The organism is Streptomyces sp. NPDC001728 (assembly GCF_040297565.1).
In the GTDB taxonomy this organism is placed as follows: Bacteria; Actinomycetota; Actinomycetes; order Streptomycetales; family Streptomycetaceae; genus Streptomyces.
Map to the genome: position 1 here is coordinate 260551 of NZ_JBEOZK010000004.1, position 21801 is coordinate 282351.

21 protein-coding genes and 2 pseudogenes are annotated in these 21801 nt (G+C 73.5%); 13 read left to right on the forward strand and 10 right to left on the reverse strand.

Annotation, left to right across the window (positions count from 1 at the left end):
- Window positions 1-44: 44 nt before the first annotated feature.
- The 6 genes and pseudogenes from ABT154_RS09020 to ABT154_RS09045 form a co-directional block, all read right to left on the reverse strand.
- The gene (locus tag ABT154_RS09020) at window positions 45-1421 is read right to left on the reverse strand and encodes a tannase/feruloyl esterase family alpha/beta hydrolase (protein ID WP_351854780.1); all 1377 of its coding nucleotides are present in this window, start codon (window positions 1419-1421) and stop codon (window positions 45-47) included.
- Between the two features lie 186 nt (window positions 1422-1607).
- Window positions 1608-2510 (reverse strand): hypothetical protein, encoded by a 903-nt coding sequence (locus ABT154_RS09025; RefSeq protein WP_351854783.1) that lies wholly within the window; start codon window positions 2508-2510, stop codon window positions 1608-1610.
- Window positions 2511-2623: 113 nt separating this feature from the next.
- Window positions 2624-2959 (reverse strand): hypothetical protein, encoded by a 336-nt coding sequence (locus ABT154_RS09030; RefSeq protein WP_351854786.1) that lies wholly within the window; start codon window positions 2957-2959, stop codon window positions 2624-2626.
- Window positions 2960-3165: 206 nt separating this feature from the next.
- Entirely contained in the window at window positions 3166-3585 is a 420-nt protein-coding gene (locus ABT154_RS09035) for a type 2 periplasmic-binding domain-containing protein (RefSeq protein ID WP_351854789.1), read from the reverse strand.
- Window positions 3586-3607: 22 nt separating this feature from the next.
- Window positions 3608-4698, reverse strand: a pseudogene (locus ABT154_RS09040) (serine/threonine-protein kinase); the annotation flags it as partial.
- Between the two features lie 283 nt (window positions 4699-4981).
- On the reverse strand, window positions 4982-5590 hold the full coding sequence (locus ABT154_RS09045; RefSeq protein WP_351854791.1) for a class I SAM-dependent methyltransferase: 609 nt from the start codon (window positions 5588-5590) through the stop codon (window positions 4982-4984).
- A 151-nt stretch (window positions 5591-5741) separates the two neighbouring features.
- On the opposite strand from ABT154_RS09045, the gene ABT154_RS09050 reads away from it, so the two are divergent.
- From ABT154_RS09050 to ABT154_RS09070, 5 genes are all read left to right on the forward strand, one after another.
- Window positions 5742-6575 (forward strand): MHYT domain-containing protein, encoded by an 834-nt coding sequence (locus tag ABT154_RS09050; RefSeq protein ID WP_351854793.1) that lies wholly within the window; start codon window positions 5742-5744, stop codon window positions 6573-6575.
- 117 nt (window positions 6576-6692) lie between these two features.
- Window positions 6693-9770 (forward strand): sensor histidine kinase, encoded by a 3078-nt coding sequence (locus ABT154_RS09055; protein WP_351854795.1) that lies wholly within the window; start codon window positions 6693-6695, stop codon window positions 9768-9770.
- Complete coding sequence (locus tag ABT154_RS09060; RefSeq protein WP_351854798.1) at window positions 9767-10201, forward strand: roadblock/LC7 domain-containing protein; 435 nt, start codon at window positions 9767-9769, stop codon at window positions 10199-10201. Before ABT154_RS09055 ends, ABT154_RS09060 begins: the two co-directional genes overlap by 4 nt.
- Before the next feature lie 13 nt (window positions 10202-10214).
- Window positions 10215-10631, forward strand: coding sequence for a DUF742 domain-containing protein (locus ABT154_RS09065; RefSeq protein ID WP_351854801.1), 417 nt, complete (start codon window positions 10215-10217; stop codon window positions 10629-10631).
- Window positions 10612-11229 (forward strand): GTP-binding protein, encoded by a 618-nt coding sequence (locus ABT154_RS09070; RefSeq protein ID WP_351854803.1) that lies wholly within the window; start codon window positions 10612-10614, stop codon window positions 11227-11229. Before ABT154_RS09065 ends, ABT154_RS09070 begins: the two co-directional genes overlap by 20 nt.
- A 30-nt stretch (window positions 11230-11259) precedes the next feature.
- Here ABT154_RS09070 and ABT154_RS09075 read toward each other — a convergent pair whose 3' ends face one another.
- Window positions 11260-11685: a PPOX class F420-dependent oxidoreductase gene (locus ABT154_RS09075; protein ID WP_351854805.1), complete on the reverse strand. Its 426-nt coding sequence runs from the start codon at window positions 11683-11685 to the stop codon at window positions 11260-11262.
- Window positions 11686-11836: 151 nt separating this feature from the next.
- Between ABT154_RS09075 and ABT154_RS09080 the strand changes: the two genes are divergently transcribed.
- From ABT154_RS09080 to ABT154_RS09115, 8 genes and pseudogenes are all read left to right on the forward strand, one after another.
- Window positions 11837-12250 carry a roadblock/LC7 domain-containing protein gene (locus ABT154_RS09080; RefSeq protein WP_351854808.1) on the forward strand — a complete coding sequence of 138 codons (414 nt, stop codon included), beginning with the start codon at window positions 11837-11839 and terminating at the stop codon, window positions 12248-12250.
- A gap of 164 nt (window positions 12251-12414) precedes the next feature.
- Entirely contained in the window at window positions 12415-13527 is a 1113-nt protein-coding gene (locus tag ABT154_RS09085; RefSeq protein WP_351854810.1) for a DUF6397 family protein, read from the forward strand.
- An 81-nt stretch (window positions 13528-13608) separates the two neighbouring features.
- Complete coding sequence (locus tag ABT154_RS09090) at window positions 13609-15156, forward strand: ATP-dependent DNA ligase (RefSeq protein WP_351854813.1); 1548 nt, start codon at window positions 13609-13611, stop codon at window positions 15154-15156.
- 119 nt (window positions 15157-15275) lie between these two features.
- A complete protein-coding gene (locus ABT154_RS09095) occupies window positions 15276-15653 on the forward strand; it encodes a hypothetical protein (protein WP_351854815.1) in 378 nt (125 codons plus the stop codon).
- A 193-nt stretch (window positions 15654-15846) separates the two neighbouring features.
- Complete coding sequence (locus ABT154_RS09100; protein WP_351854818.1) at window positions 15847-16635, forward strand: polysaccharide deacetylase family protein; 789 nt, start codon at window positions 15847-15849, stop codon at window positions 16633-16635.
- A 443-nt stretch (window positions 16636-17078) separates the two neighbouring features.
- A complete protein-coding gene (locus ABT154_RS09105; protein ID WP_351854821.1) occupies window positions 17079-17792 on the forward strand; it encodes a hypothetical protein in 714 nt (237 codons plus the stop codon).
- On the forward strand, window positions 17789-18160 hold the full coding sequence (locus tag ABT154_RS09110; RefSeq protein ID WP_351854824.1) for a peptidase inhibitor family I36 protein: 372 nt from the start codon (window positions 17789-17791) through the stop codon (window positions 18158-18160). The genes ABT154_RS09105 and ABT154_RS09110 overlap by 4 nt, the downstream gene beginning before the upstream one ends.
- Window positions 18161-18964: 804 nt before the next feature.
- Window positions 18965-19075, forward strand: a pseudogene (locus tag ABT154_RS09115) (transcriptional regulator); the annotation flags it as partial.
- A gap of 50 nt (window positions 19076-19125) precedes the next feature.
- On the opposite strand, the gene ABT154_RS09120 reads toward ABT154_RS09115, so the two are convergent.
- The 3 genes from ABT154_RS09120 to ABT154_RS09130 form a co-directional block, all read right to left on the reverse strand.
- Window positions 19126-19893, reverse strand: coding sequence for a rod shape-determining protein (locus ABT154_RS09120; protein WP_502969471.1), 768 nt, complete (start codon window positions 19891-19893; stop codon window positions 19126-19128).
- 140 nt (window positions 19894-20033) lie between these two features.
- Window positions 20034-21221, reverse strand: coding sequence for a globin domain-containing protein (locus ABT154_RS09125; protein ID WP_351854829.1), 1188 nt, complete (start codon window positions 21219-21221; stop codon window positions 20034-20036).
- Between the two features lie 119 nt (window positions 21222-21340).
- A complete protein-coding gene (locus ABT154_RS09130; protein WP_351854831.1) occupies window positions 21341-21784 on the reverse strand; it encodes an RrF2 family transcriptional regulator in 444 nt (147 codons plus the stop codon).
- Between the last annotated feature and the right edge of the window lie 17 nt (window positions 21785-21801).

The following is a 21801-nucleotide window of genomic DNA, read 5'->3' on the forward strand; positions in this document are numbered from 1 at the left end:
ACTCACGCGGTCCGGACCGGTCTGGAGACTCGTTCCCGCCGCCCTCAGCCCTCCAGCGCGCAGGAATTGACCACGTCACCGCTCGTGGGCCGGGCGATCGTCCGGTCGGCCGGCGGTTTCGCGCCCTCCTCGACCCATTGCGTCAGCGCCTCGAACGCGGAGCGGTAGCACGGCAGGATCGGACGCAGCCGGTCCGGATGGGTGTCGTACAGGCCGTCGGTGTGCGTCCCGCCCTGCACCGTGTAGTACCGGTGCAACGGGGCACGGCCCCGACCGTCGATCATCCGCGCGTACACGTCGGAGTCGGTGGTGATGGGCAGCAGGGTGTCCAGATCGCCGTGGAGCGTGATGAGCGGCTTGCCGATCCGCCCGGTGAGTGCGACCTTCGCGACCGCGCGGTGGACGGACGCGGGCCGGGAGGCGTAGTCGTACGAGGCGTCCGAGGCGCAGGGAGCGAAGATATGCTCCACGGTCCCGCCGGCCGTCGCACCCGGGCACGCAGGGTCGTACGAGGGGTCGAACTCGGCCCGGAACATCTTCTGTGTCAGCCCCCAGTACGCCTTCTCGTGGTACGGCCACAGGAACCGCGACCCCGGCGCGAAGCCCGCCCCGATCAGATCCTCGTCGGAAGCCCGACCCAGGGACCTGGCCACCGCCACCGGGAGGCTCGTCAGGAGGTTGGGGCCGCGCGTCGTCCACAGCACGCCCTCCCAGTCGACGCCGCCGTCGTACAGCTCAGGCCGGTTCTCCAGCTGCCAGCGCGTCAGGTAGCCGCCGTTGGAGATCCCGGTCATGTACGTGCGCTCGGGCGCCCGGCCGTACCGCTGGCGTGCGGCCTTCTTGGCGGCTCGGGTCAGCTCGGTCACCCGGCGGTTCCACTCGGCGACCGCGTCGCCGGGCCCCCGGCCGTCGGTGAAGAAGTCAGGACCGGTGTTCCCCTTGTCGGTCGCGGCGTACGCGAAGCCCCGGGAGAGCACCTGGTCGGAGATGAGCGCGTCCGTGGAGTACTGACGGCGGGTGCCCGGCGCGCCGGTGACGACGAGCCCGCCGTTCCAGTGGTCGGGCAGCCGGATGACGAACTGGGCGTCGTGGGCCCAGCCGTGGGTGGCGTTGAGGCGGGAGTCGTCGGGGAAGTACCCGTCGACCTGGACGCCGGGCACGCCCGAGGGGTTACGGGTCCCCAGGGCGGCCAGCCCGGCCTGGTCCGCCATGTCGGTGTACGGGGTTCCCGCGAGCCCGGCGGTCGTCAGGTCGTCGAGGCAGGCGGACCGCTGGTGCTCGGCGCCGGGAACCCGGAGCCGGTCCTGCCCGGCGCAGTGCGCGGTGGGCCGCTCCTGCGCCCCGGCGGGGCTCGCGGGGGCCAGGACGGTGACCCCGGTCAGGAGCGCGGCGAGCAGGGAGACGCCTGGGAACAGGCGCATGGTGGACCTCCGGTGGGACGGTGGGAAGGATGCGGCACCACAGGAGGCGGCGGCGCATCACGCGGCGCCACATCGTGCGGCGCGCCCGTGCCACCGGGCCATGTCTTGGGACCACATCTCTGAGCGCCGTCCCATGGGGCTTCCATGAGCACCGTCGGGCCGAGCCGCGTCCTGGACGCGGCTCGCTCAGGACGGGCGTACGGCCATCGCGTCGAGCGCCATGAGAAGCGCGGGGAGCCGTGCTCCTCGGGCTACCGGCAGCACCTCGCGCGGCAGCTCGTCGAGGAGGACGAAGGCCATGTCGCCGGTCCGGGCCACCAGGGACCAGCCGGGCCCGTCCGCGCGCAGCGTCCGTACGCCCGCGTCGGCAGCCGAGTCGCACCGCACCCGGCCGACCGGCGGCGGCTCCTCCAGGTAACGGTGGAGCTCGTCGAGCGCCCTGCGGACGCCGTCGTACGGGTCCGGAACGGCGTCGCCGGAGGAAGCCGCTTCCGACGCCTCCGCCGTACCCGCAGCACTCGACGGGCCGGCCGCACCCGCCGTACCTGCCGCGCCCGCTGGGCTGCCCGCGGGCTCCGCGAACGTCCCGTCGTCGTTCACCTGGGATCGCCACGCCGACCACTGGAGCGCCACTTCGTCGGCGCCCAGCCTCCGCTGGGCCGCGCCCCACTCCGCGCCCGAGGGCGGGGACAGCGGGGCGGGATCGCCCTCCTCCGGTTCCGGGTCGTGCGGGGCGGGCACACCCGGGGCCCGGGTGGCCACGGGCAGCGGCCAGCCCGGCAGCCCCGCGACCACCGAGCGTTCGTCGGGGGAGAGGTCGTAGGCCATGCCGCAGTCCCAGGAGGAGATGGCCACCGCGACAAGCGACACGTCGTCGACGACGATTGTCCACCGCGCCCCGAGCCCGTCCTGACCGAACACGAGCCCGTACCCCTCCTCGTACGGCGCCAATCCCAGTGCCGCGCACGCCGACGGGTAGTCGTCACCGAGGACACTCGGGAAACGCGCGGGCGTCAGCAGCGCCGCGGTCAGCACGAACAACGCGTCGTCGTCGCCGTCGGCCTCGGCGATCGGGTCCGTGCCAGCCACAGAGGCCTCCCCATCTGGTCGTCGGGCGCACCTTAACCAGTCAGTAGGGAGACCTGTCCATAGCCCGGCACCGTGAGCTGTGTCGCCGACCCGGCGCCCCGCGCGCCCACGGTCTACGCGTCACCCGTCGTGCGGCGTACCGGCTCCTCCCTGAGGCCGAGCAGCGAGCGAGCCACCGCGCGGGGGGACTCGTCCCGTTCCCGCGCGAGCGTGAGCAGGGCCCGGCAGGCCAACTCGTTGACGCCGAACGACAGCATCCCCGGGGAGACCAGGCTCGCCGCCTCCTCGGCCCGCGCAGGGTCGTCCTCGGCGCACGCGGCCACGTACTCCGCCGCGGCCTCGAAGAGGTTGTGTCCCTGCCGGGGCCGCACGGGCGCCGAGGCGGTGGCCTCAGGTGCCCTGCGGGCGGAGGGAAGGAGCCTGCGCAGTCTTTCGGGTACTCGTGCCACGCCCCACCGCCTCTCCCGGGCAGGACTGCCCGGCACGTCCACCGTAGACAGTGAAGTGCCGTGACAGAAGGGTGCGTTGGTCGTGAACACCGGGGACCGTGCGTCGCCCCGGGTGGCCTACTCCGGGTTCGGAGGGGTGTCGGTGCGCACGAGCGGAAGGTTCTTCTCCATGGCCCTGCGCCAGGAACCGTCCTCGATCATCCGCTTCAGCGCGGTGGTGAGCCGCCCGCGGAGCGGGCTCCCTTGGGGAGGCCGATTCCGTAGCGCTCCTCGCTGACGGGGAAACCGGCGAGCCTGAACCGGCCCTTGAACTGCTCCTGTGCCGCGTGGCCGGCCAGCAGGGCGTCGTCGGTGGTGATGGCGTCGACGCCGCCCGAGGCCAGCTCGCTGATGCACCGCGAGTAGGTGTCGTGCGTCACGACCTCGGCCCGGGGCGCGAGGTTCGTCCGGATCAGGAGCGCGGGAGTGGAGCCGGTGGCCGCGCAGACCTTCTTGCCGTTGAGGTCCGTCCGCGTCGTCACGGAGGCGTCGTCCGCCCGCACCACGACGTCCCGGTGGGCGACGAGATAGGGGCCGACGAAGTCGATCTTGTGCTTCCGTGCCTCGTTGATCGTGTACGTGGCCACGACGAGGTCCGCTCAGGGCGACGACGGCCCCGGCGCCCGCGAACACCGCAGCGCGCCGCTTCCGGGGCGCGGGCGGCCCGGGGGGACCGCCAGGCACCGGCGGCCCGATGGGACCTTCCGGCACCGGACCCGGCGCCGACACCGGCCCCGGCGCGGGGCGGTGCGGCGCCGCGGTATGGGTGACGGCGTAGGCGAAGGGCACCGCTCCGACAGCCTCGGAGCCCGGCGGGACCGCGTCCCTCGGCTTGCCTTTGAAGCCTCGGGGCACGCCGTTGCCACCCGGACCCTGAACCTCAGGTCCAGGGTGAAGGTGAACGTCAGGTGGAGACACCGGGGGCGACGGCACCCCGGTGCGGACCGCCGCGACCTCCGCCAGCATCCGGTCGAACGACTCCGCGTCGGGGCGCGCCGCCGGGTCCCGTACCAGCACCCGCGTCAGGACCGGTGTGAGCGCCCCGGCGCGCCGGGGCGCCGGAACGTCCTTGCCGAGGACGGCCGCGAGCGTGGCGAGGGTGTTGGCTCGCCGCAGCGGATGGTGGCCCTCCACGGCGACGTACAGGGTGGCCAGCGACCAGAGATCCGCGGCCGGTCGCCTCCTCGCCGCCGACCCGCTCGGGCGCCATGAACTCGGGCGTGCCGGTGATCGAACCGGCGGCCGTGAGGGCGGTGGCCCCCTGGAGCGCGGCGATGCCGAAGTCGGTGAGGACGGGCAGGCTGTCCGGACTGAGCAGGACGTTCGCGGGGTTGATGTCCCGGTGCTGGATGCCCACCGCGTGGGCGGCCCGCAGCCCGTCGAGGATGCCGCGCCCCAGCACGGCCGCCTCGTCGACGTCGGGCGCACCCCGGTCCAGCCGGTCCTGGAGCGACCCGCCGGAGACGAGCTCCATGACGAGCCACGGGTGCGTGCCCTCGCCGCCGTCCACGATGTGGTGAATGGTCACCACCGGGGGTGCGCCACGCGGGCGAGCGCGCGTGCCTCGCGCAGGACCCGGATGCGGAGTTCCCGGGCGCCTTCGGGTCGTACTCGGCGAGCGCGGGGTCGGGCGGGCGTACCTCCTTGAGTGCCACCTCGCGGTGCAGCGCCAGGTCCCGCGCCCTCCACACGGTTCCCATGCCGCCCCCGCCGAGCCGTGCCACCAGCTCGAACCGATCGTCGACCACCCGTGCCACCCGCAGCCCCCTCGCCCCGATGCGGACCCCGGCGGCGACGTGGTGGGTCCCGCGCCGTCGGGCCCTCGCCCCGCCCGACTCTGCCACATCTGCCACACCCGGCAGGGGGATCCGGCCGGAACGAGGCTGGCCGGTCCGGCGGTTGGCGCACCTGCCGGCACACCCCCGACGTGACCTCGGGTCGCGTGGGAGAGAGGGCTCCGGGCGCGGGAGGGCCGCGCGCGGCTCAGTGCTCCCGCACGGCCATCGCCAGATAGCGGGCGTCCTCGTCGACGTAGCTGACGAGCCGCCAGCCCGCCTCGGCCAGCACCGGTCCGAGCCGGGGTTCGGCGCGCAGGTCGTCCGGGGTGATCCGGCGGCCGTGCCGGGCGGCGAGCGCGGCTCGGCCGATCGGGTGGAAGAGCGCGAGCCGGCCGCCGGGTCGTACGACACGGGCGAGTTCCCGCAGATCGGCGACCGGGTTCGCCAGGTGCGAGACCAGCCCCGCCCCGAAGACCGCGTCGAGCGCGCCGTCGCGCACCGGCAGCCGGCCGACGTCGGCGAGCAGTAGCGTGGCGGTTCCGGCCGACCCTCCGCGCCCGGCGAGCGCGGCCTGTTCGAGCATCTCGGGGGTGAGGTCGGCGCCGAGCACGATGCCTGTGGGACCCACGGCGGCACGGAGGGGCGGGAGGGCGCGCCCGGTCCCGCAACCGGCGTCCAGTACGGCGTCTCCGGGACGCAGCCCCAGCTCGTTCACGGCGGCGGCGTACGCGGGCCCGTCGCTGGGGAACCGGGTGTCCCAGTCGGCGGCGAGGGAACCGAAGAACTCTCGTACGTGTGCGGGGTCATCGCTCATGCGCACATGATTCCGTACCCGGAGGGGTGAACGTTCTGTGTGCACGTTCGAGCCCGGCCCGATCGTTCGGGACCATCTCTCTGTCATATTCCAGCAGCTTTCGAAATGCGCCCCTGATGCGCCCCCTGATGCGCACTAGCGTCTCTGAGCCATGGGACACCTGGACCACGCTGCCTTCGGCTGGCTGACACCTGCACTCTCGTACGCGATGGCCTGCGTCGGCGCCGCCCTCGGGCTGCGCTGCACCGTACGGGCACTCGACGCGAGGGGCCGTTCGCGCCGGAACTGGCTCCTCACCGCGGCCTCCGCGATCGGCACCGGCATCTGGACGATGCACTTCGTGGCGATGCTGGGCTTCGGCGTGACCGGTACCGACATCCGCTACGACGTGCCGCTCACCATCGTCAGCCTCGTCATCGCGATGGCCGTCGTCGGCGTCGGCGTGTTCGCCGTCGGCTACGGCCGCGACCGCGTGCGCTCGCTCTTGATCGGAGGGCTGACCACCGGCGTCGGCGTGGCGAGCATGCACTACATGGGCATGGCCGCGCTCCGGCTCCACGGCGAGGTGCGGTTCGACCCCGTACTCGTCGGTCTCTCCGTCGTCATCGCCGTCGTCGCCGCCACCGCGGCGCTCTGGGCGGCCCTCAACATCCACTCGCCCGCCGCCGTGGCCGTCGCCTCGCTCGTCATGGGCGCGGCCGTCAGCAGCATGCACTACACGGGCATGTTCGCCGTACGCGTGGACGTGGCCCCCTCCGGCGCGGCCCTGTCCGGCGCCACGGTCATGCAGTTCATCTTCCCGCTCGCCGTCGGCCTCGGCTCGTACCTCTTCATCACCTCCGCCTTCGTCGCGCTTTCCCCGACGGCCAAGGAACGGGCCGCCTACGCCTCCGCCGGCCGCCTCACCGAGCCCGACGAGCGCGCGGTGGACGTCGCGCCCCCGGGCTTCCGCACCGCGAAGCCCCTCCGCACGCCCACGAACTGACCGACCCGGGCGTCCGAGGACGACGCCCCATGGGGCCCGCCGAGGCGGGAGATCTCGCCGATTCCTGAACCGCAGGAACACCGCACCAGAGCCAGCCGCAGCCGGAACGAGGAGGCCATGCGAACTCCCCGCAGGACCAAGGACGCCGAGGCGTCGGCGCCGCCGCCGTCGGCGACCGCACGCGGGCGCCGCGCGCACGCAGGGCCGCCCGCCGACGAACCGGGGGAACACGCCCCCGGTGCACCGGCCGGAGCGGCTGGACACCCCGTGCCGGCCGGGCTCGGTGACGGACTCCGCGGCGAGCGCCGTGACGAGGACGCTGACGGGCTCAGGACCGACGGCGCCGCTTACACCGCCGACGGGGCCGTCTCCGGCGTCTCCGTCGGTTCACCCGTCGGCACCGCCCGCCGCCCGCGCCCCATGCGCCACGGCCTGCGCCCCCGTACCGTCCGCGCCAAGATCGTCTCGCTCCTGATGGTCCCGGTGGTCTCGCTCCTCGCGCTCTGGGGCTTCGCCACCGTCACCACCGCCCAGGACATCGCCCGGCTCCGTCAGCTCCAGCGCGTCGACGCCGAGATCCGCGAACCCGTGACGGCGGCCATCGGCGCGCTCCAGGCCGAGCGGCGCGCCGCGGTACGGCAGGTCGCTGCCCCCGGCGCCGCCCGGGCGGCCGAGCTCAAGGACCGGATCCGCCGCACGGACGCGGCCGTCGACCGCCTCCGCCTCGACGGTACGCACACCGTCGGCGACTCCGGGGACCTGCCCGGCGATGTCGGCGACCGGGTGTCCGCGTTCGTCGGCGGGGTGGAGGGCCTCGCCCGGCTCCGTACCGCCGCGGCCGACGGACGCGCCGACTGGGACCAGGTGTACGCGGAGTACACCACCGCCGTCTCCGCCGGTTTCGCCGTCGGTGGCGCCCTCACCGGCATCCAGGACGCCCAGCAGGGTTCCGACGCGCGCGTACTCCTGGAATTCGGCCGAGCGGGCGAGATGCTCTCCCGCGAGGACGCCCTGATCACCTCCGCGCACCTCGCGGGCCGGTTCACGGAGGAGCACCTCCGCGCCTTCTCCGGCGCCGTCGAGACCCGGCGTACGCTCACCGCCTCGGCCACCGCCGACCTGCCCGCCGCACCACGCGCCGCCTGGGCCCGGCTCGCCGCCGGCGGCGACCACACCCGGCTCACGAAGGCCGAGGACCGCGTCCGCGCCGCGGGCCCCGGTCGGCCCGCCGCCCAGGCCGTCACCTCCGTGGACTGGGACGACGCCCTCGGCGCCGTACGGAGCGGACTCACCGCGATCGAGACCGACGCGCGCACCTCGGAGACCGATCGCGTCGAACCGTTCGCCGACGGTGTCCTCAGCGCGGGCGGCGCCGCGGTCGTCCTCGGCCTCGCCGCCGTCGCCGCCTCCCTCGTCATCTCCGTGCGGATCGGCCGCGGCCTCGTCGTCGAGCTGGTGAGCCTCCGCAACACCGCGCTCGGCATCGCGCGCGGCAAACTCCCGGCCGCCATGCGCCGCCTGCGCGCCGGCGAGGAGATCGACGTCCATGCCGAGGCACCCCGGGGCCCGCTCTCCCCGGACGAGATCGGCCAGGTCGGGGAGGCCCTGAACACCGTCCACCGAGCGGCACTATCCGCCGCGGTCGAACGCGCCGAACTCGCCAGCGGCATCTCCGGAGTCTTCGTCAACCTCGCACGCCGCAGCCAGGTCCTCGTCCACCGCCAACTGAACCTTCTGGACAGCATGGAACGGCGCGCCGACGACCCCAACGAACTCGGTGACCTCTTCCGGCTCGACCACCTCACCACCCGGATGCGCCGCCACGCCGAGAGCCTCATCATCCTGTCGGGAGCGGCTCCCGGCCGAGCCTGGCGGATGCCCGTCCCCCTGACCAACGTCGTCCGCGCCGCCGTGTCCGAAATCGAGGACTACGCGCGCGTGGAGGTGCGTCGGCTCCCCGAGACGGCCGTGGTCGGCGGTGCGGTGGCCGACCTCACTCACCTCCTCGCCGAACTCATCGAGAACGCCGCCCAGTTCTCCCCGCCCCACACCAAGGTGCGCGTCAGCGGCGAGCCCGTCGGCAACGGCTACGCCCTGGAGATCGAGGACCGGGGACTCGGCATGGGCAAGGAGACCCTCACCGAGGCCAACGCGCGCATCGCCCAGTCGGAGGCCCTCGACCTCTTCGACAGCGACCGGCTGGGCCTGTTCGTGGTCAGTCGGCTCTCCTCCCGCCACGACATCAAGGTCCAGCTGAGGACCTCCCCGTACGGCGGCACGACGGCGGTCGTCCTGCTTCCGACGAACCTCCTCCAGGGCGCTCTGCCGCCGGGCCGCAGCGCGTCGGCGCCCGGCCCCGACGGCCCGCACCCGCGCGACACCCGCGCTTCCGGCACCGGCACGGCGCCCGATTCCGAACGCTCCGTCTCCGGCCGCTCCGAATCCGGCCCTCACGGCTCTCCCGGCCTTCCCTTCCCCCGTCTGTCAGACGACCCCCGTACGGATGCCTCGCGGGCCGCCCGTGAGCGCGAGGAGGCGCACCGCGCCGAGGCCCGCCGCTTCGGCCGCCCCCAGGTGCCGCGTCCGCCGGGTCAGGCCGGTCCACCGGCCGGGGTCGGCCCCGCCATCACCGGGGGAGCCCCCGGAGCCTCCGTGCCGGCGCCGAGCGGGGCCGCCCCGCAACCGCCGGGCGGAGGGCGGCCCGGATTCCGGCCCCAGGACGCGACCGCCCCGCAGGCCCCGGCTGCGCCGAGGACCCCGCCCGTCTCCCGCCCGCAGTCCCTGCCGCGTCCGACCGCGGTGCCCGCGCTCGCGCCGCCGGAGTCGGGGCCGCCGCCGGCCGGGGTCACCGAGCTGCGCCGGCGCGGTCCCTCCGTACCGTCGTCGACCCGGGAGGAGGGGCCCGTGTCGCGGTCCGGCCCGACCCGTCACGGCGACCGAGAGGGCGAACTGCCCCGCCGCGTACGACAGGCGAGCCTCGTGCCGCAGTTGCGCGAGGCACCCTCCCCGGCACCGGTGTTCGTCCCGGTCGCGCCCGACACGGAGACGCGTACCCCGGAGCAGGTCAGAGACCGGATGACCGCCTACCGGGAGGGGTGGCGCCGGGGCGGCGGCCCGGCGCCCGGAAGCAGACGCACCCTCGGCCCCGGCACGACCCCCCTCGACAACCACGGCTCTGAAGGAGACCACGCATGATCGACCACGAGAGGATCTCCCACCACCGGTCCGGCGAGCTCGACTGGCTCCTCGACGACCTCGTCATGCGGGTCCGGGAGGTCCACCACACCGTGGTGCTCTCCAACGACGGCCTCGCCGTCGGAGCCTCCAGCGGACTCAGCCGTGAGGACGCCGAGCACCTCGCGGCCATCGCCTCCGGTTTCCACAGCCTCGCGAAGGGCGCCGGACGGCAGTTCCACACCGGCGGGGTCCGGCAGACCATGGTCGAGATGGACGACGGTTTCCTCTTCGTCGCGGCGGCGGGTGACGGCTCCTGCCTCGCCGTCCTCAGCTCCGTGAGCGCCGACATCGGCCTCATCGCCTACGAGATGGCACGCCTGGTCAAACGTGTCGGCGAGCACCTCCACACCCCGCCGCGGCTCACGGTGACTCCGCCGGCCGCCGGCTGACCCGGAGAGAACCATGAACGAGGACAGCGCCGGCGTCGTCCCGACCACGTCGGGCAGCCAGTGGTACGACGCCGAGGCCGGACCGCTCGTACGCCCGTACGCGATGACCGGCGGACGCACCAAGCCGGGCCCCAGCAACGTACGTTTCGACCTCATCGCGCTCGTCGTCGTGGACGACGATCCGCCCGGACCGGCCGAGGAGTCCCTCCTCGGACCGGAGCACCGCTCCCTGCTGGCCCTGTGCTGTGCGGAGACGCAGTCGGTCGCCGAACTCTCCGCCGACGCCGACCTGCCCGTCGGCGTCGTCCGGGTCCTCCTCGGCGACCTCCTCGAATCGGGCTTCGTGCGCGTCAGCCGACCCGTACCACCCGCACAGCTCCCCGACGAAAGAATCCTGAGGGAAGTAATCGATGGCCTACGAGCGCTCTGAGAACAGCGGCGCGGACGAGGGAGCGGACACCACCGCCCTCGCCCTGAAGATCCTGGTCGCCGGAGGGTTCGGCGTGGGCAAGACCACCCTGGTCGGCGCCGTGAGCGAGATCCGGCCCCTGCGCACCGAGGAACAGCTCAGCCGTGCGGGGGAGTCGGTCGACGACACCGGGGGAGTCGACCAGAAGACGACCACGACCGTCGCCATGGACTTCGGCCGGATCACCATCCGCTCGGGGCTCTCCCTCTACCTGTTCGGCACGCCCGGACAGGACAGGTTCTGGTTCCTGTGGGACGAGCTGTCACAGGGCGCCCTCGGAGCCGTCGTCCTCGCGGACACCCGCCGCCTGGAGGACTGCTTCCCGGCGGTCGACTACTTCGAGCACCGGAAGATCCCTTTCGTGGTCGCAGTGAACTGCTTCACGGGCGCGCGTACGTACGGCGCGGCAGACGTCTCCCGCGCCCTCGACCTGGACCGGGGCACACCCGTGGTGCTGTGCGACGCACGTGACCGGGACTCGGGGAAGGAAGTTCTCATCCGCCTGGTCGAATACGCGGGCCGCATGCACACGGCCCGACTTCTGGACACGGTGAGCTGAACGGACACCGGGACCCGACCGGGGCCGCGCCTAGTCGGCGACGCCGCTTTCGGCGGTCACCTTCTCGATGTGGAAGCGGACGAGGAGTTCGCCCGGGACCGCGTTGCGCTCCCCGAACTCGTCCGCCCGGTCCTCGCCCATGTAGCGCGCGCCGATGCGGCCGGCCCAGTGGCGCAACGCGACGGGGTCCTCGTCGAGTTCGACACGACCGCGCAGCGAGACGAACGCGAAGGGCGGCGTGTCGTCGTCGACGCACAGCGACGCCCGCCCGTCGCGGGCGAGGTTGCGGCCCTTCACCGTGTCCTTGCCCGTGTTGAACACGATGTCGTCACCGTGGAGCAGGAACCAGATCGGCACGACATGCGGGCTGCCGTCCACGCGGACGGTCGCGAGCTTGCCCGTCCGGGTCCCCTCGGACACGAAGGCCCGCCACTGATCGCCGCTCATCCTCGTCATGTCCCCATCCTGCGGCACGCGCGGGCGTGATGCAGTGCTTGCCCCGTTCACGACAGTGCGTAAGGCTTGCGGCGATACGGCGGACCACGGCGGCCCGGGACCACGGGAAATCCGGCCGAAGGGGACGCAACGGCTAGGGGGAGGACCACTGATGGCACTGGACAAGGGACTTGACTGGCTGCTCGACGACCTGACCCAACGCGTCGGGTACATACGACACGCGCTCGTGCTGTCGAACGACGGCCTGGTGACGGGCGCCAGCAGCGGACTCGTACGGGAGGACGCCGAGCACCTGGCAGCCGTCTCCTCGGGCCTGCACAGCCTCGCCCGGGGCTCCGGCCGGCACTTCCGGGCGGGCAGGGCGCGGCAGACGATGGTGGAGTTCGACGAGGCACTGCTCTTCGTCACGGCGGCGGGCGAGGGCAGCTGCCTGTGCGTCCTGAGCGCGGCCGAGGCGGACGTCGGCCAGGTGGCGTACGAGATGACGCTGCTGGTCAACCGGGTGGGCGAACACCTGGGCGTGGCGGCGCGGCAGCCCGGGGGACCGGCCGACGGCCTGCTCTGACGTCCCTGGGGCACTTCTCCTGAATCAGCTGTCGCACGACCGTTGTCCACAGGCAGTTATCCACAGACCGTGCGACTGTCGTCACTCTGAGTTACCTTCGTTGGGATGGATCCGAGGGATTCGGACCACGGAGAGAACACGGATGTACGGGGGAGGGCCACAGGGTGACGGTCGACGAAGGTACGAACACGGTGACGCCGGGGCGGGCCGCGCTGGAGCTGGAACTGAGGCGTGACGAGTTCCAGCTCGCGGTCCAGCTCGGCCTGGTCAGGGCGGTGCCGCTGGGAGAGTGCGGGCGGCCGAGGATCGAGCAGCGCGAGCTCGACCGGCTCAGGGCCGCGCCGGACTTCCCCTCCGGCCTCCGCGAACGGGTGCGGGCGGTCGGCACCGGGGAGGCCGCCGCGCTCCTGGACATCACTCCGGAGCGCTTCACGAAGCTGGCCCGGACCGGGCACCTCAGCCCGGCCCGCTTCTCCCTGAACCGCTACCGGGCGGTGGTGTGGAGCTACCTGGCGGAGGAGGTCGCCGAGTTCGGCCTGGCCTGCCCGGCGCTGCTCACCGGCCGCCTCCCCCTGGGACTCCGCGAGCGACTCGCCGCGCACGAGGACCGGAGGCCGAGGAACTGGCGGGCCCGCAGGCTCGCGGTGCAGCTCCGCGCCGCCGACGACCCCTGGGCACGGGCGGCGGCCATCGCCTCCCTCCTCGACCCGGTCCAGGTGGCCGAGGTCGTCGACGATCCCTACGAACGCAATCACCTCGACCTGCTGCGCCCACCACCGCCACCGGGGCTGCCCGTGCGGGCGGCGGCACGGGAGGTCGCCGATCGGCTCACACGGGCCGACGACCCGGACGAGATCCTCTGGCACCGGCTGAGTCTGGCCCTGGCCCTGGACGAGGCACGCGAAGGCCGGCCAGCTCCGTACCCCGGTGAGGTGGTCCCATCGCGCGGAGCGGGGGGTCCGGGTGCTCCCCGGGAGCGGGGCGCGGAAGTCTCGTGGGTCTCCGCGGCGCGGTGGGCACGCGCCGGGGTGAGGGAGGGGACGGGAGCGCCGGCGGCGCTGACGGCTTCGCCGCCGTCCCTCTCTCTGCCTGGGCCTGCGCCTGCGTCTTCGGTGGCGGAGGCGGTGGTGTCGGACGAGCGGCCGGTGGGGGGCGAGCGGCCACCCAGCCGCGCGGCGGCACGGGTCAGGCTGCTGGACCGGCTCCGGCGCAGGAGGACCGAGGGGGCCGCCCGACGTGCCGAAGGAAGGAGGCGTCGCCCGGTGTCCTGGCCCTGAGGCCCCCGCGCGACGGAGCACGATGGTGCCGATGCTGCGGGTCGGCATGCGGCGGGGACGGGGTGTGGGGACGATGGGTCCATGCTGCTCGCCCGTCTCGCTGAGGTGTCCCGGGAGGTCGCCGCGACCTCCGCGCGCTCACGCAAGATCGCGCTGCTCGCCGAGCTGTTCGCGGAGGCCGCGCCCGAGGAGAGCCCGCTGGTCATCGCCTACCTCTCGGGGCGCCTCCCGCAGGGTCGGATCGGAATCGGGTGGAGCGTCCTCAAGGACGTCGTGCCCCCGGTGGTTCCGGCCGTCGAGCAGCCGGGGCTCACACTCCGGCAGGTCGACGGGGTGATGGCGGGACTCGCCGGGGTCTCAGGAGCGGGCGCCCGGGCACAGCGGTCCCGGCTGGTGCACAGCCTGTTCGCCGCCGCCACCCGCGAGGAGCAGGACCTCCTGCTGCGACTGCTGACCGGCGAGGTGCGCCAGGGGGCCCTCGACGCCGTCGCCCTGGAGGGCGTCGCGCGGGCGGCCGCCGTGTCCGCGGCGGAACTCCGGCGCGCCGTCATGGTCGAGGGGTCGCTGCCTCCGGTCGCGCAGGCCGTCCTGGCCGAGGGGGTGACCGCGCTCGACCGGTTCACCCTGCGGGTCGGCAACCCGGTGCAGCCCATGCTGGCGCACACCGCCGCGTCCGTCACCGAGGCGGTCGCCGCGCTCGGTCCCTGCGTCGTGGAGGAGAAGCTCGACGGCATCAGGATCCAGGTCCACCGGAGCGGTGACGACGTCCGCGTCCACACCCGCTCCCTCGACGACATCACCGACCGGCTCCCGGAGGTGGTCGCGACCGCTCGCGCCGTGGGCGCGGACGCGTTCATCCTGGACGGCGAGGTGATCGCCCTCGACCCGGACACGGGGCGCCCGGTCCCCTTCCAGTCCATCGCCGGCAGGGTCGGTTCCCGCTCCGACGTCATCGGTGCCAGCGTCGCGCTGCCCCTCACGCCCGTCTTCTTCGACGTCCTCGCGGTCGACGGCGAGGGCCTGATCGACCGGCCGGGGAGGGAACGGCACGCCGTGCTGGACCGGCTGCTCCCCGCCTCCCAACGGGTCCGCCGCCTGGTCGTGAGCGATCCCGCTCAACCGGCGCAGACCGAGGCCGCCGAGCGGTTCTTCGCCGACACCCTGGGCCGGGGGCACGAAGGCGTCCTCGTGAAGGCCCTCGACGCGCCGTACGTCGCCGGCCGGAGGGGGCGCACCTGGCTGAAGGTGAAGCCGGTCCACAGCGTGGATCTCGTCGTCCTCGGCGTCGAACGGGGCCACGGGCGCAGGACGGGGCTCCTCTCCAATCTCCACCTCGGAGCCCGCACCGCCGACGGCGGGTTCGTCATGCTCGGCAAGACGTTCAAAGGTCTCACCGACGAGATGCTGCGGTGGCAGACCGAGCGGCTCGGAGAACTCGCCGTGGAGGACGACGGATTCACCGTGCGGGTGCGGCCCGAACTCGTCGTGGAGATCGCGTACGACGGGCTCCAGGCCTCGACGCGCTACCCGGCCGGGGTCACCCTGCGCTTCGCCCGCGTCGTACGCCACCGCCCCGACAAGCCGGCCGCCGAGGCCGACACGATCGAGGAGATCACCGGGCGCCGCTGACCCGGGGAGGGCGGGCCTCGCGGGACGGGGCGCCGAGAGGGATGCTGGACACGTGGCACGACGAGCGGCCGGTACGGCGGGCGCGGGGGCGTCCCGCGCGACCGGTGGGCCGTGAGGAGATGAGCGACGTGTACGAAACGCACATCGACACCGACGTCAGCGTGCAGCTCAGCGAATGCTGCCGCGAGGACGCCCAGGCCGTCTTCGACGTTCTCGACGGTGTCTACCAGCTGGAGGACATGACGAACCCGAGCCCGGAGATGGCCACGGGACCGGTCACCACCGTCTGGACGGCCACCTTCGACACGGCCGGCGGCCGGCACCAGGAGGTGCGGCCCACCCATCTGTCCGCCCTGGTCGGCGCCACGCTCACTGGTGGCTATCACGCCGTCGACGAGGTCGAGAAGGTGCTCGCCGCAGGCTTCGACATCCAGTCCATGCAGTCCGTCTCCGGTGACCAGGAGACCGAGGCCCGACTGCTGCTCGCCTCCCGCTGAGCGGAAGGTCCGAACCCCCCGGACGAAGCGGACGGGCGCCGTCCGGGGTTCACATGTGCCCGCGAGCGGTCGACGACCCCCGCCGACGCCTCCGGTATACACCGTATGTAGAGTGCCTGTTCGGCCGTTCTCGCCGCCCTGACCAGGCGGTCTTTTCGGCTGTACCGAAGACACCACGGGGAAGGCGGGTTCCATGACGTTCCGATCCAGGCTGGGCCGACGCAGGGGACCGGCCGTCGCGCTGCTCGCCGCCGCCTCGCTGATGCTGACGCTCGGGGGCTGCGGGATGGAGACCGTCACCCCGAAGGACGCCCGGGGCGAGGGCGGAGCCGACGACAAGGCGGGGGCCCCGGCTCGCCGCGTCGACTGCGCGAAGGTCAAGTGCATAGCGCTGACCTTCGACGCGGGTCCGGGCAAGGACACCCCCCGGCTCCTCGACATCCTCAAGGAGAAGCAGGTCCCCGCGACCTTCTTCCTGCTCGGCAGCAAGCACGTCGACCGTTACCCCCAGGTCGTCAAGCGCATCGCCGACGAGGGGCACGAGGTCGCCAACCACACCTGGACCCATCGGATCCTGACCGACCTCGACGAGGCGCAGGTCCGCGACGAGCTGTCCCGGACCCAGGACGCCGTCGAGAAGATCACCGGCCGCAAGCCCACGCTCATGCGCCCTCCGCAGGGCCGCACCGACGACACCGTGTCCGACGTCAGCCGGGAACTCGGACTCGCGCAGATCCTCTGGAGCATCACCGCCAAGGACTACTCCACCACCGACTCGAACCTCATCCGGCAGCGCGTGCTGGAGCAGGCGCACGGCGACGGCATCATCCTGCTGCACGACATCTACGACGGTACGGTCCCGGCCGTCCCCTCGATCATCGACGAACTCAAGCGGCGAGGCTTCACCTTCGTGACGGTGCCGGAGCTCCTCGCCCCCGGCAAGGCCGAGCCGGGCGCCGTCTACCGGCCCGAGAAGGACTGACGAGACCCGCCGAAATCGGGTGAGGCGGCTCACACCGCCCACGCGGGCACGCTCGGAACATTCGGGAAAGGTTCGTCGTTCCTACTTATGTGACTGCGAAGGGGCCCGGTCCCCAAGGTCCCCCCCCAGAGGTGACCGCCCTCCGCGTCACGGCGATCGGCCCCGGTTGGAATCCCCCGTCCAACCGGGGCTCAGTCGTTTCCAGGGGAGTCCCCGATCTGCGTACGACCCCGCGTACGGCACTCCTTCCTCGCGGCAGGCCGCTCGCGTGACCCCTGCCCGGCGGTGCGAGAACGGCGCCCGGGGGGCGCGCGCTCCGGCGCGTTCGACCCGTTCGAGTGAGGTCCCGCATGGTGGTGGTCGCCTCGGGCAGTGATCATCCCGAGCCGCCGATCCGCACCTCGTGCGGCAGCTCCGACCAGGGACGATCCAAGGGGGACCCGATGCTCCGAGTGACCTCACGCACCCGCCGCGCTCTGCTGACCGCAGCCGCCGCGCTCCTGCTGTCCGGCTGCGCCACGGTCTCCCCAGGAAGCCCCGCCACCCCCGGCGTACCCTCCGGCGCGGCGGCCCAGAACGCCCTTCTCGAAGCGGCCGAGCATCGGCTCGTCGTCGACTGCCTCGACGAACGGGGCCTCGCCCTCGCGGCCCGGCCCCGCGCCCCGGACGAGGACAGGACCCTGCAAGCGGCGCTCTTCGGCGCCGGACCGCGGGAACTCTCCCTCACCCTCGCCACCGGCGCCACCGTCACCGCCCACTCCGACGGTTGCCTCGCCGCCGCCCGCCAGCGGCTGTACGGCGACCAGCGCCGCTGGTTCCGGGTTCAGGTCACCGTCGACAACCTCCGGGCCGAGGCCCAGGCCCGGATGCGCGACGACCCCGACCATCGCGCGGCACTCGCCCGCTGGACCCGGTGCGTCACCCCGCCGGGGCGACTGCGGCCCGACCGGCCCGCCCCGGCCGTCGCCACCCGCTGCGACCGCGAGAGCGGACTGGGCGCCGTCCGAGCCCGCCTGGAGGCCGCCGAGCTGACCACGGTGCGCGCCCTGCACCGCGACGAGCTCACCACGTACCGGCAGCTGCGCGACCACGCACTGCTGAGGGCAGCCGAACTGCCCGCGCCCACTCACCCGCAGAAAGGCGCCAGCCACTCGTGAAGCGATTCCTCGCCACCACCACCGCGGCACTGCTCGCCACGACCGCCGGACTCGCCCTCGCCGCCTCCGCGGGGGCGGCCGACTGCCCCAACGGCGAGTTCTGCGTCTGGCAGGACGCCAATTTCAGCGGCCAGCGCGCCAACTGGAGCGGAGACGACGGCTGGTGGGAGAGCTGGATCTCCGACACCGACTCCTCCTGGGCCAACCACGGCATCTCCGGCCCCGGCATCAAGGACCACGTCAAGGTCTACGAGAGCGCCTGGCAGGGCGGCAGCATGACCATCTGTCTCGCCCCGGGCCAGGAAGTCGGCTACGACGGCGCCGCCAACGACCGAGGCGATTCCCACACCTGGTCCATGGGCTGCTGACCGACCCACGCCGCCACCCCACCCACCCCTCCCCGCAACCGCCGACGCTGCGGGGCGACGGGTAGGGTGGCGGACGTGGAGCGGGTTGTGGAGGCGGGGCGGCAGTGAAGGACTTCGACGCGGTCGACGCACTCCTCGCGGGCGTGGCACCGGAGGCGGAACTGCCCGCCCCCGAGGAGCGGGTACGGCTGCGGGAGACCGGCGACTGACCAAGGCGCAGGTGGCCCGTGCGCTCGGCGTCAGCCCGACGACCCTGGCCGCCTGGGAATCGGGCCGCGAGCCTTCCGGAGAGACCAGGCCGCGGTACGCCTACCTGCTCGACGGCCTCAGCGCCAAGCTCGACGCACCCGCCGACGAACCGGCGCCCCCGGAGCCGGACCCGGCCCCGGAGCCGGACCCGACCCCGCAGTCGTCCCCGACCCCGTCCTCGGTTCCGGCGTCGCCTTCAGCGGCGGTCGCGGCGGGGCCGGCGGGCGGGGGCGACGAGGGCGACGAGCTCGCCGTACCTCAGCCGTGTGTTTTGTGCGGACACCCGGCCCGTCATGAGGTCGAGGGATTCGCGCAGCACCTCGATCCCGCGGAGTGCGGTGGCGCCGCCCCGACCCCGTGCGACCGCGAGGGCGGCGGCACCGTACCGACCCCAGCCGACGCCGAGGGCGGTGAGCCCGCGCCGACCGCCGCCGACCGTGAAGGCGGTGTATCCGCAACGCCGCCCGGCGGCCGTGAGCTGCCCGAGCGTGCCCTTTCGCAGGGCAAGCGTTCCGAGCGGGAGCGGCCCAAGGCGGACCGGGCGGCGCCGGCGGCGCCGCCGGGGACGAGCGCGCCCTCGACGACGCCTGGATCGACCAGATCGCCGATCTCGGGTCCGACTGGGGCAAGTACGAGTACGTGAGCAACCTCGGCTTCGCCGCCTGAGGCGGAGTCGAGGTCGGGCTTCCGTGACCGGGTGGCGGACGGCCCCGGGGTCAGGTTCGGGGGACGGTGCCCGTCGGGTGGCGCAGGGCGGAGGCCAGCATCAGGCCGGCGCCTCGGACCACGCTGGTCGACGGGTCGTTCGCCAGGCGGATTCGGGCGCGGAGGAGATGCGCGAGGCGGCCGGTCACGTCGAGACGCAGTGCGCCGCCGCCCGTGACCAGGACGCCACGCCGCAGCGCCCCGCGTACCGCGCCCGTGCGGTCGCGCCGCCACAGGTCGCTCACCATGTCCGCGGCTGTTCCGGCGACCGATTCCGGCACGCCGCCCGAAGCCGGGAGGTCGTCGACCCCCACTTCGGCCAGCCGGGCGTCCTCGACGAGGCCGTCCACGACGAGGGTGACCTCGGTCAGTTGCGCGCCGAGGTCGACCACGAGCAGCGGGCCGCCGCCGGCCGGGGCGGCGTGGGCCGCCGCGGCGCGGGCGCTGTCCACCGCGATGACCCGCACCGGGCCGAGGGCGTCCACCAGCCGCCGCGCCGCCGCTCGTTCCTCGGGGGCGGCGAGCACGGGATGGGTCAGCATCACGACGGTGTCGTGCCCGTCGCCGCCCGGGGCCGAGGCGGTGAGCCGGCGGAGCAGCTGGAGCTGGGAGTCCGACCCGGCCACGCGCCCACGCCGGACCGGACCGCTCGGCACGTCCGCGAAGACCCCCGCACCCGGCGCCCAGGCGCGGGTCCTGGAGCTGCCGATGTCGAGGGCGATGCCCCGCACCGGCCGTTTCGTGGCCCCGCCACCGCCTGCTGAAACGAACGATCCCATCGCTTCCGTCGCTTCCGTCCATCCGCCACGGACCCGCTGATTGCGAGGCCGAATACCGCCCTCACTATGCAGTATCCGTGGCGGTAGCGCCATGACGCTTGGGGATCGAAGGGCCTGCCGGGCCCCTGTCAGGGGGTGGGTCAGCTCTCGGCGCCCAGCCACAGGTCGGGGCCGAACACCTCGTAGTGGATGTCGGCGGCGGGGGTTCCCCGCCCGACGAGGTCGCCGCGGACCGTGCGGAGGAAGGGGAGGGGGCCGCAGAGGTACGCGGTCGTGCCGGCCGGCAGGTCGAGCGCGGTGACGTCGGCGCGGCCGGTTCGGGCGCCGGAGTCGCCCGGCTCCTCGTACCAGAGGTGCAGCGCCCCCTGCGGCAGGGAGTCCACGAGGCCGCGGAGTTCGGCGGCGTGGGCGTGCGAGTCCGGGGTCCGGTCGGCGTGCACGACCACGACGGGGCGGGTCGAGCCGGTGGCCGCGAGGTGGTCGAGCATGGCCAGCATCGGCGTGCTGCCGATTCCGGCGGAGGCGAGCAGCAGGGGACCGTCGCCCTCGGGCAGGACCAGGTCGCCGAACGGGGCGGAGACCTCCACGGTGTCCCCGGTGCGGGCCTGGGCGTGCAGCCAGGAGGACACCTCGCCCGCCGGGTCGCCGTCGACGCGCTTGACGGTGATCCGCCACTGCGGGTGGCCGGGAGCGGCGGACAGGCTGTACTGGCGGATCTGGCGGGCGCCGTCGGGCAGGGTGACCTGGACGCTGACGTACTGGCCGGGCCGGAACGCCGCCGTGGGGGTCCCATCGGTGTGACGCAGGACGAAGGAGACCGTGTCGGCCGTCTCCTCGTGTCGCTCGGCGATCTCCATCGACCGCCAGACCTGGCCCTCGGCGACCCCGGTCTCCTGGTAGAGCCGGGCCTCGATGGCGATCAGGGCGTTCGCCATCAGCCAGTAGACCTCGTCCCAGGCGCTGGCGACCTCCGGGGTCACTGCCTCGCCGAGCACCTCGACGATGGCGGCGAAGAGGTGCTCGTGCACCACCTTGTACTGCTCGGACGTGACGCCGAGCGAGGCGTGCTTGTGGGCGATCCGGGACAGCATGACGTCGGGCCGGGCGTCCGGGTGCTCGAGGAGCGCGCCGGCGAACGCGGCTATGGAGCCCGCGAGCGCCTGCCGCTGCTCGCCGCTGGCCTGGTTGCCGCGGTTGAACAGGTCGCGGAGAAGTTCGGGGTGGGCGGCGAAGAGCCTCCCGTAGAACCGCTCGGTGATCTGGCCGAGAGCGCCGCCGACGGCGGGCAGGGTGGCGCGGACGACGGGGGCGGCCTGTTCGGACAGCATGACAACTCTCAATCTGGTAGATGATCTACCTATTTGAAGCCGAGGGAAGCGAGCCGACGGGATGACGACTCGGAGGTTCAGGGGGAGAGGGGGTCGAAAGGCTTCGGGACCCCGGGATCTCAGGGGGAAGGGCGTGGGCTGAGCGAGATCAGCAGCGGACCGGTCGGGGACTTCACCAGCTCCGCCACGGTGAGTGGGTCGAGCGCCCGGTAGAAGGCCTCCTGCGCCTCGCGTAGCGCCCCGCGCAGCCGGCACGCGGAGCGCAGGGGGCACGGTGGGTCGACCTCGCAGGCGACGACCTCCTCGTCACCCTCCAGGGTGCGGGCCAGCCAGCCCACCGAGGAATGCCGTCCCCGCTCCGTCAGGGCCAGGCCGCCGCCGCGGCCCCGCCGCGCCTCGACCACGCCGAGGTGCTGGAGCCGGGTCACCACCTTCGCCATGTGGGCGTAGGGCACGTCCATCGACTCCGCCACCTCGCGGGTGGTGACGGATTCCTCCGGAGCGGTGACCGCCAGGCGCATCACGGCACGGAGCGCCAGGTCGGTGAACTTTGTCAGCCTCACACCGTGACCGTATCAAA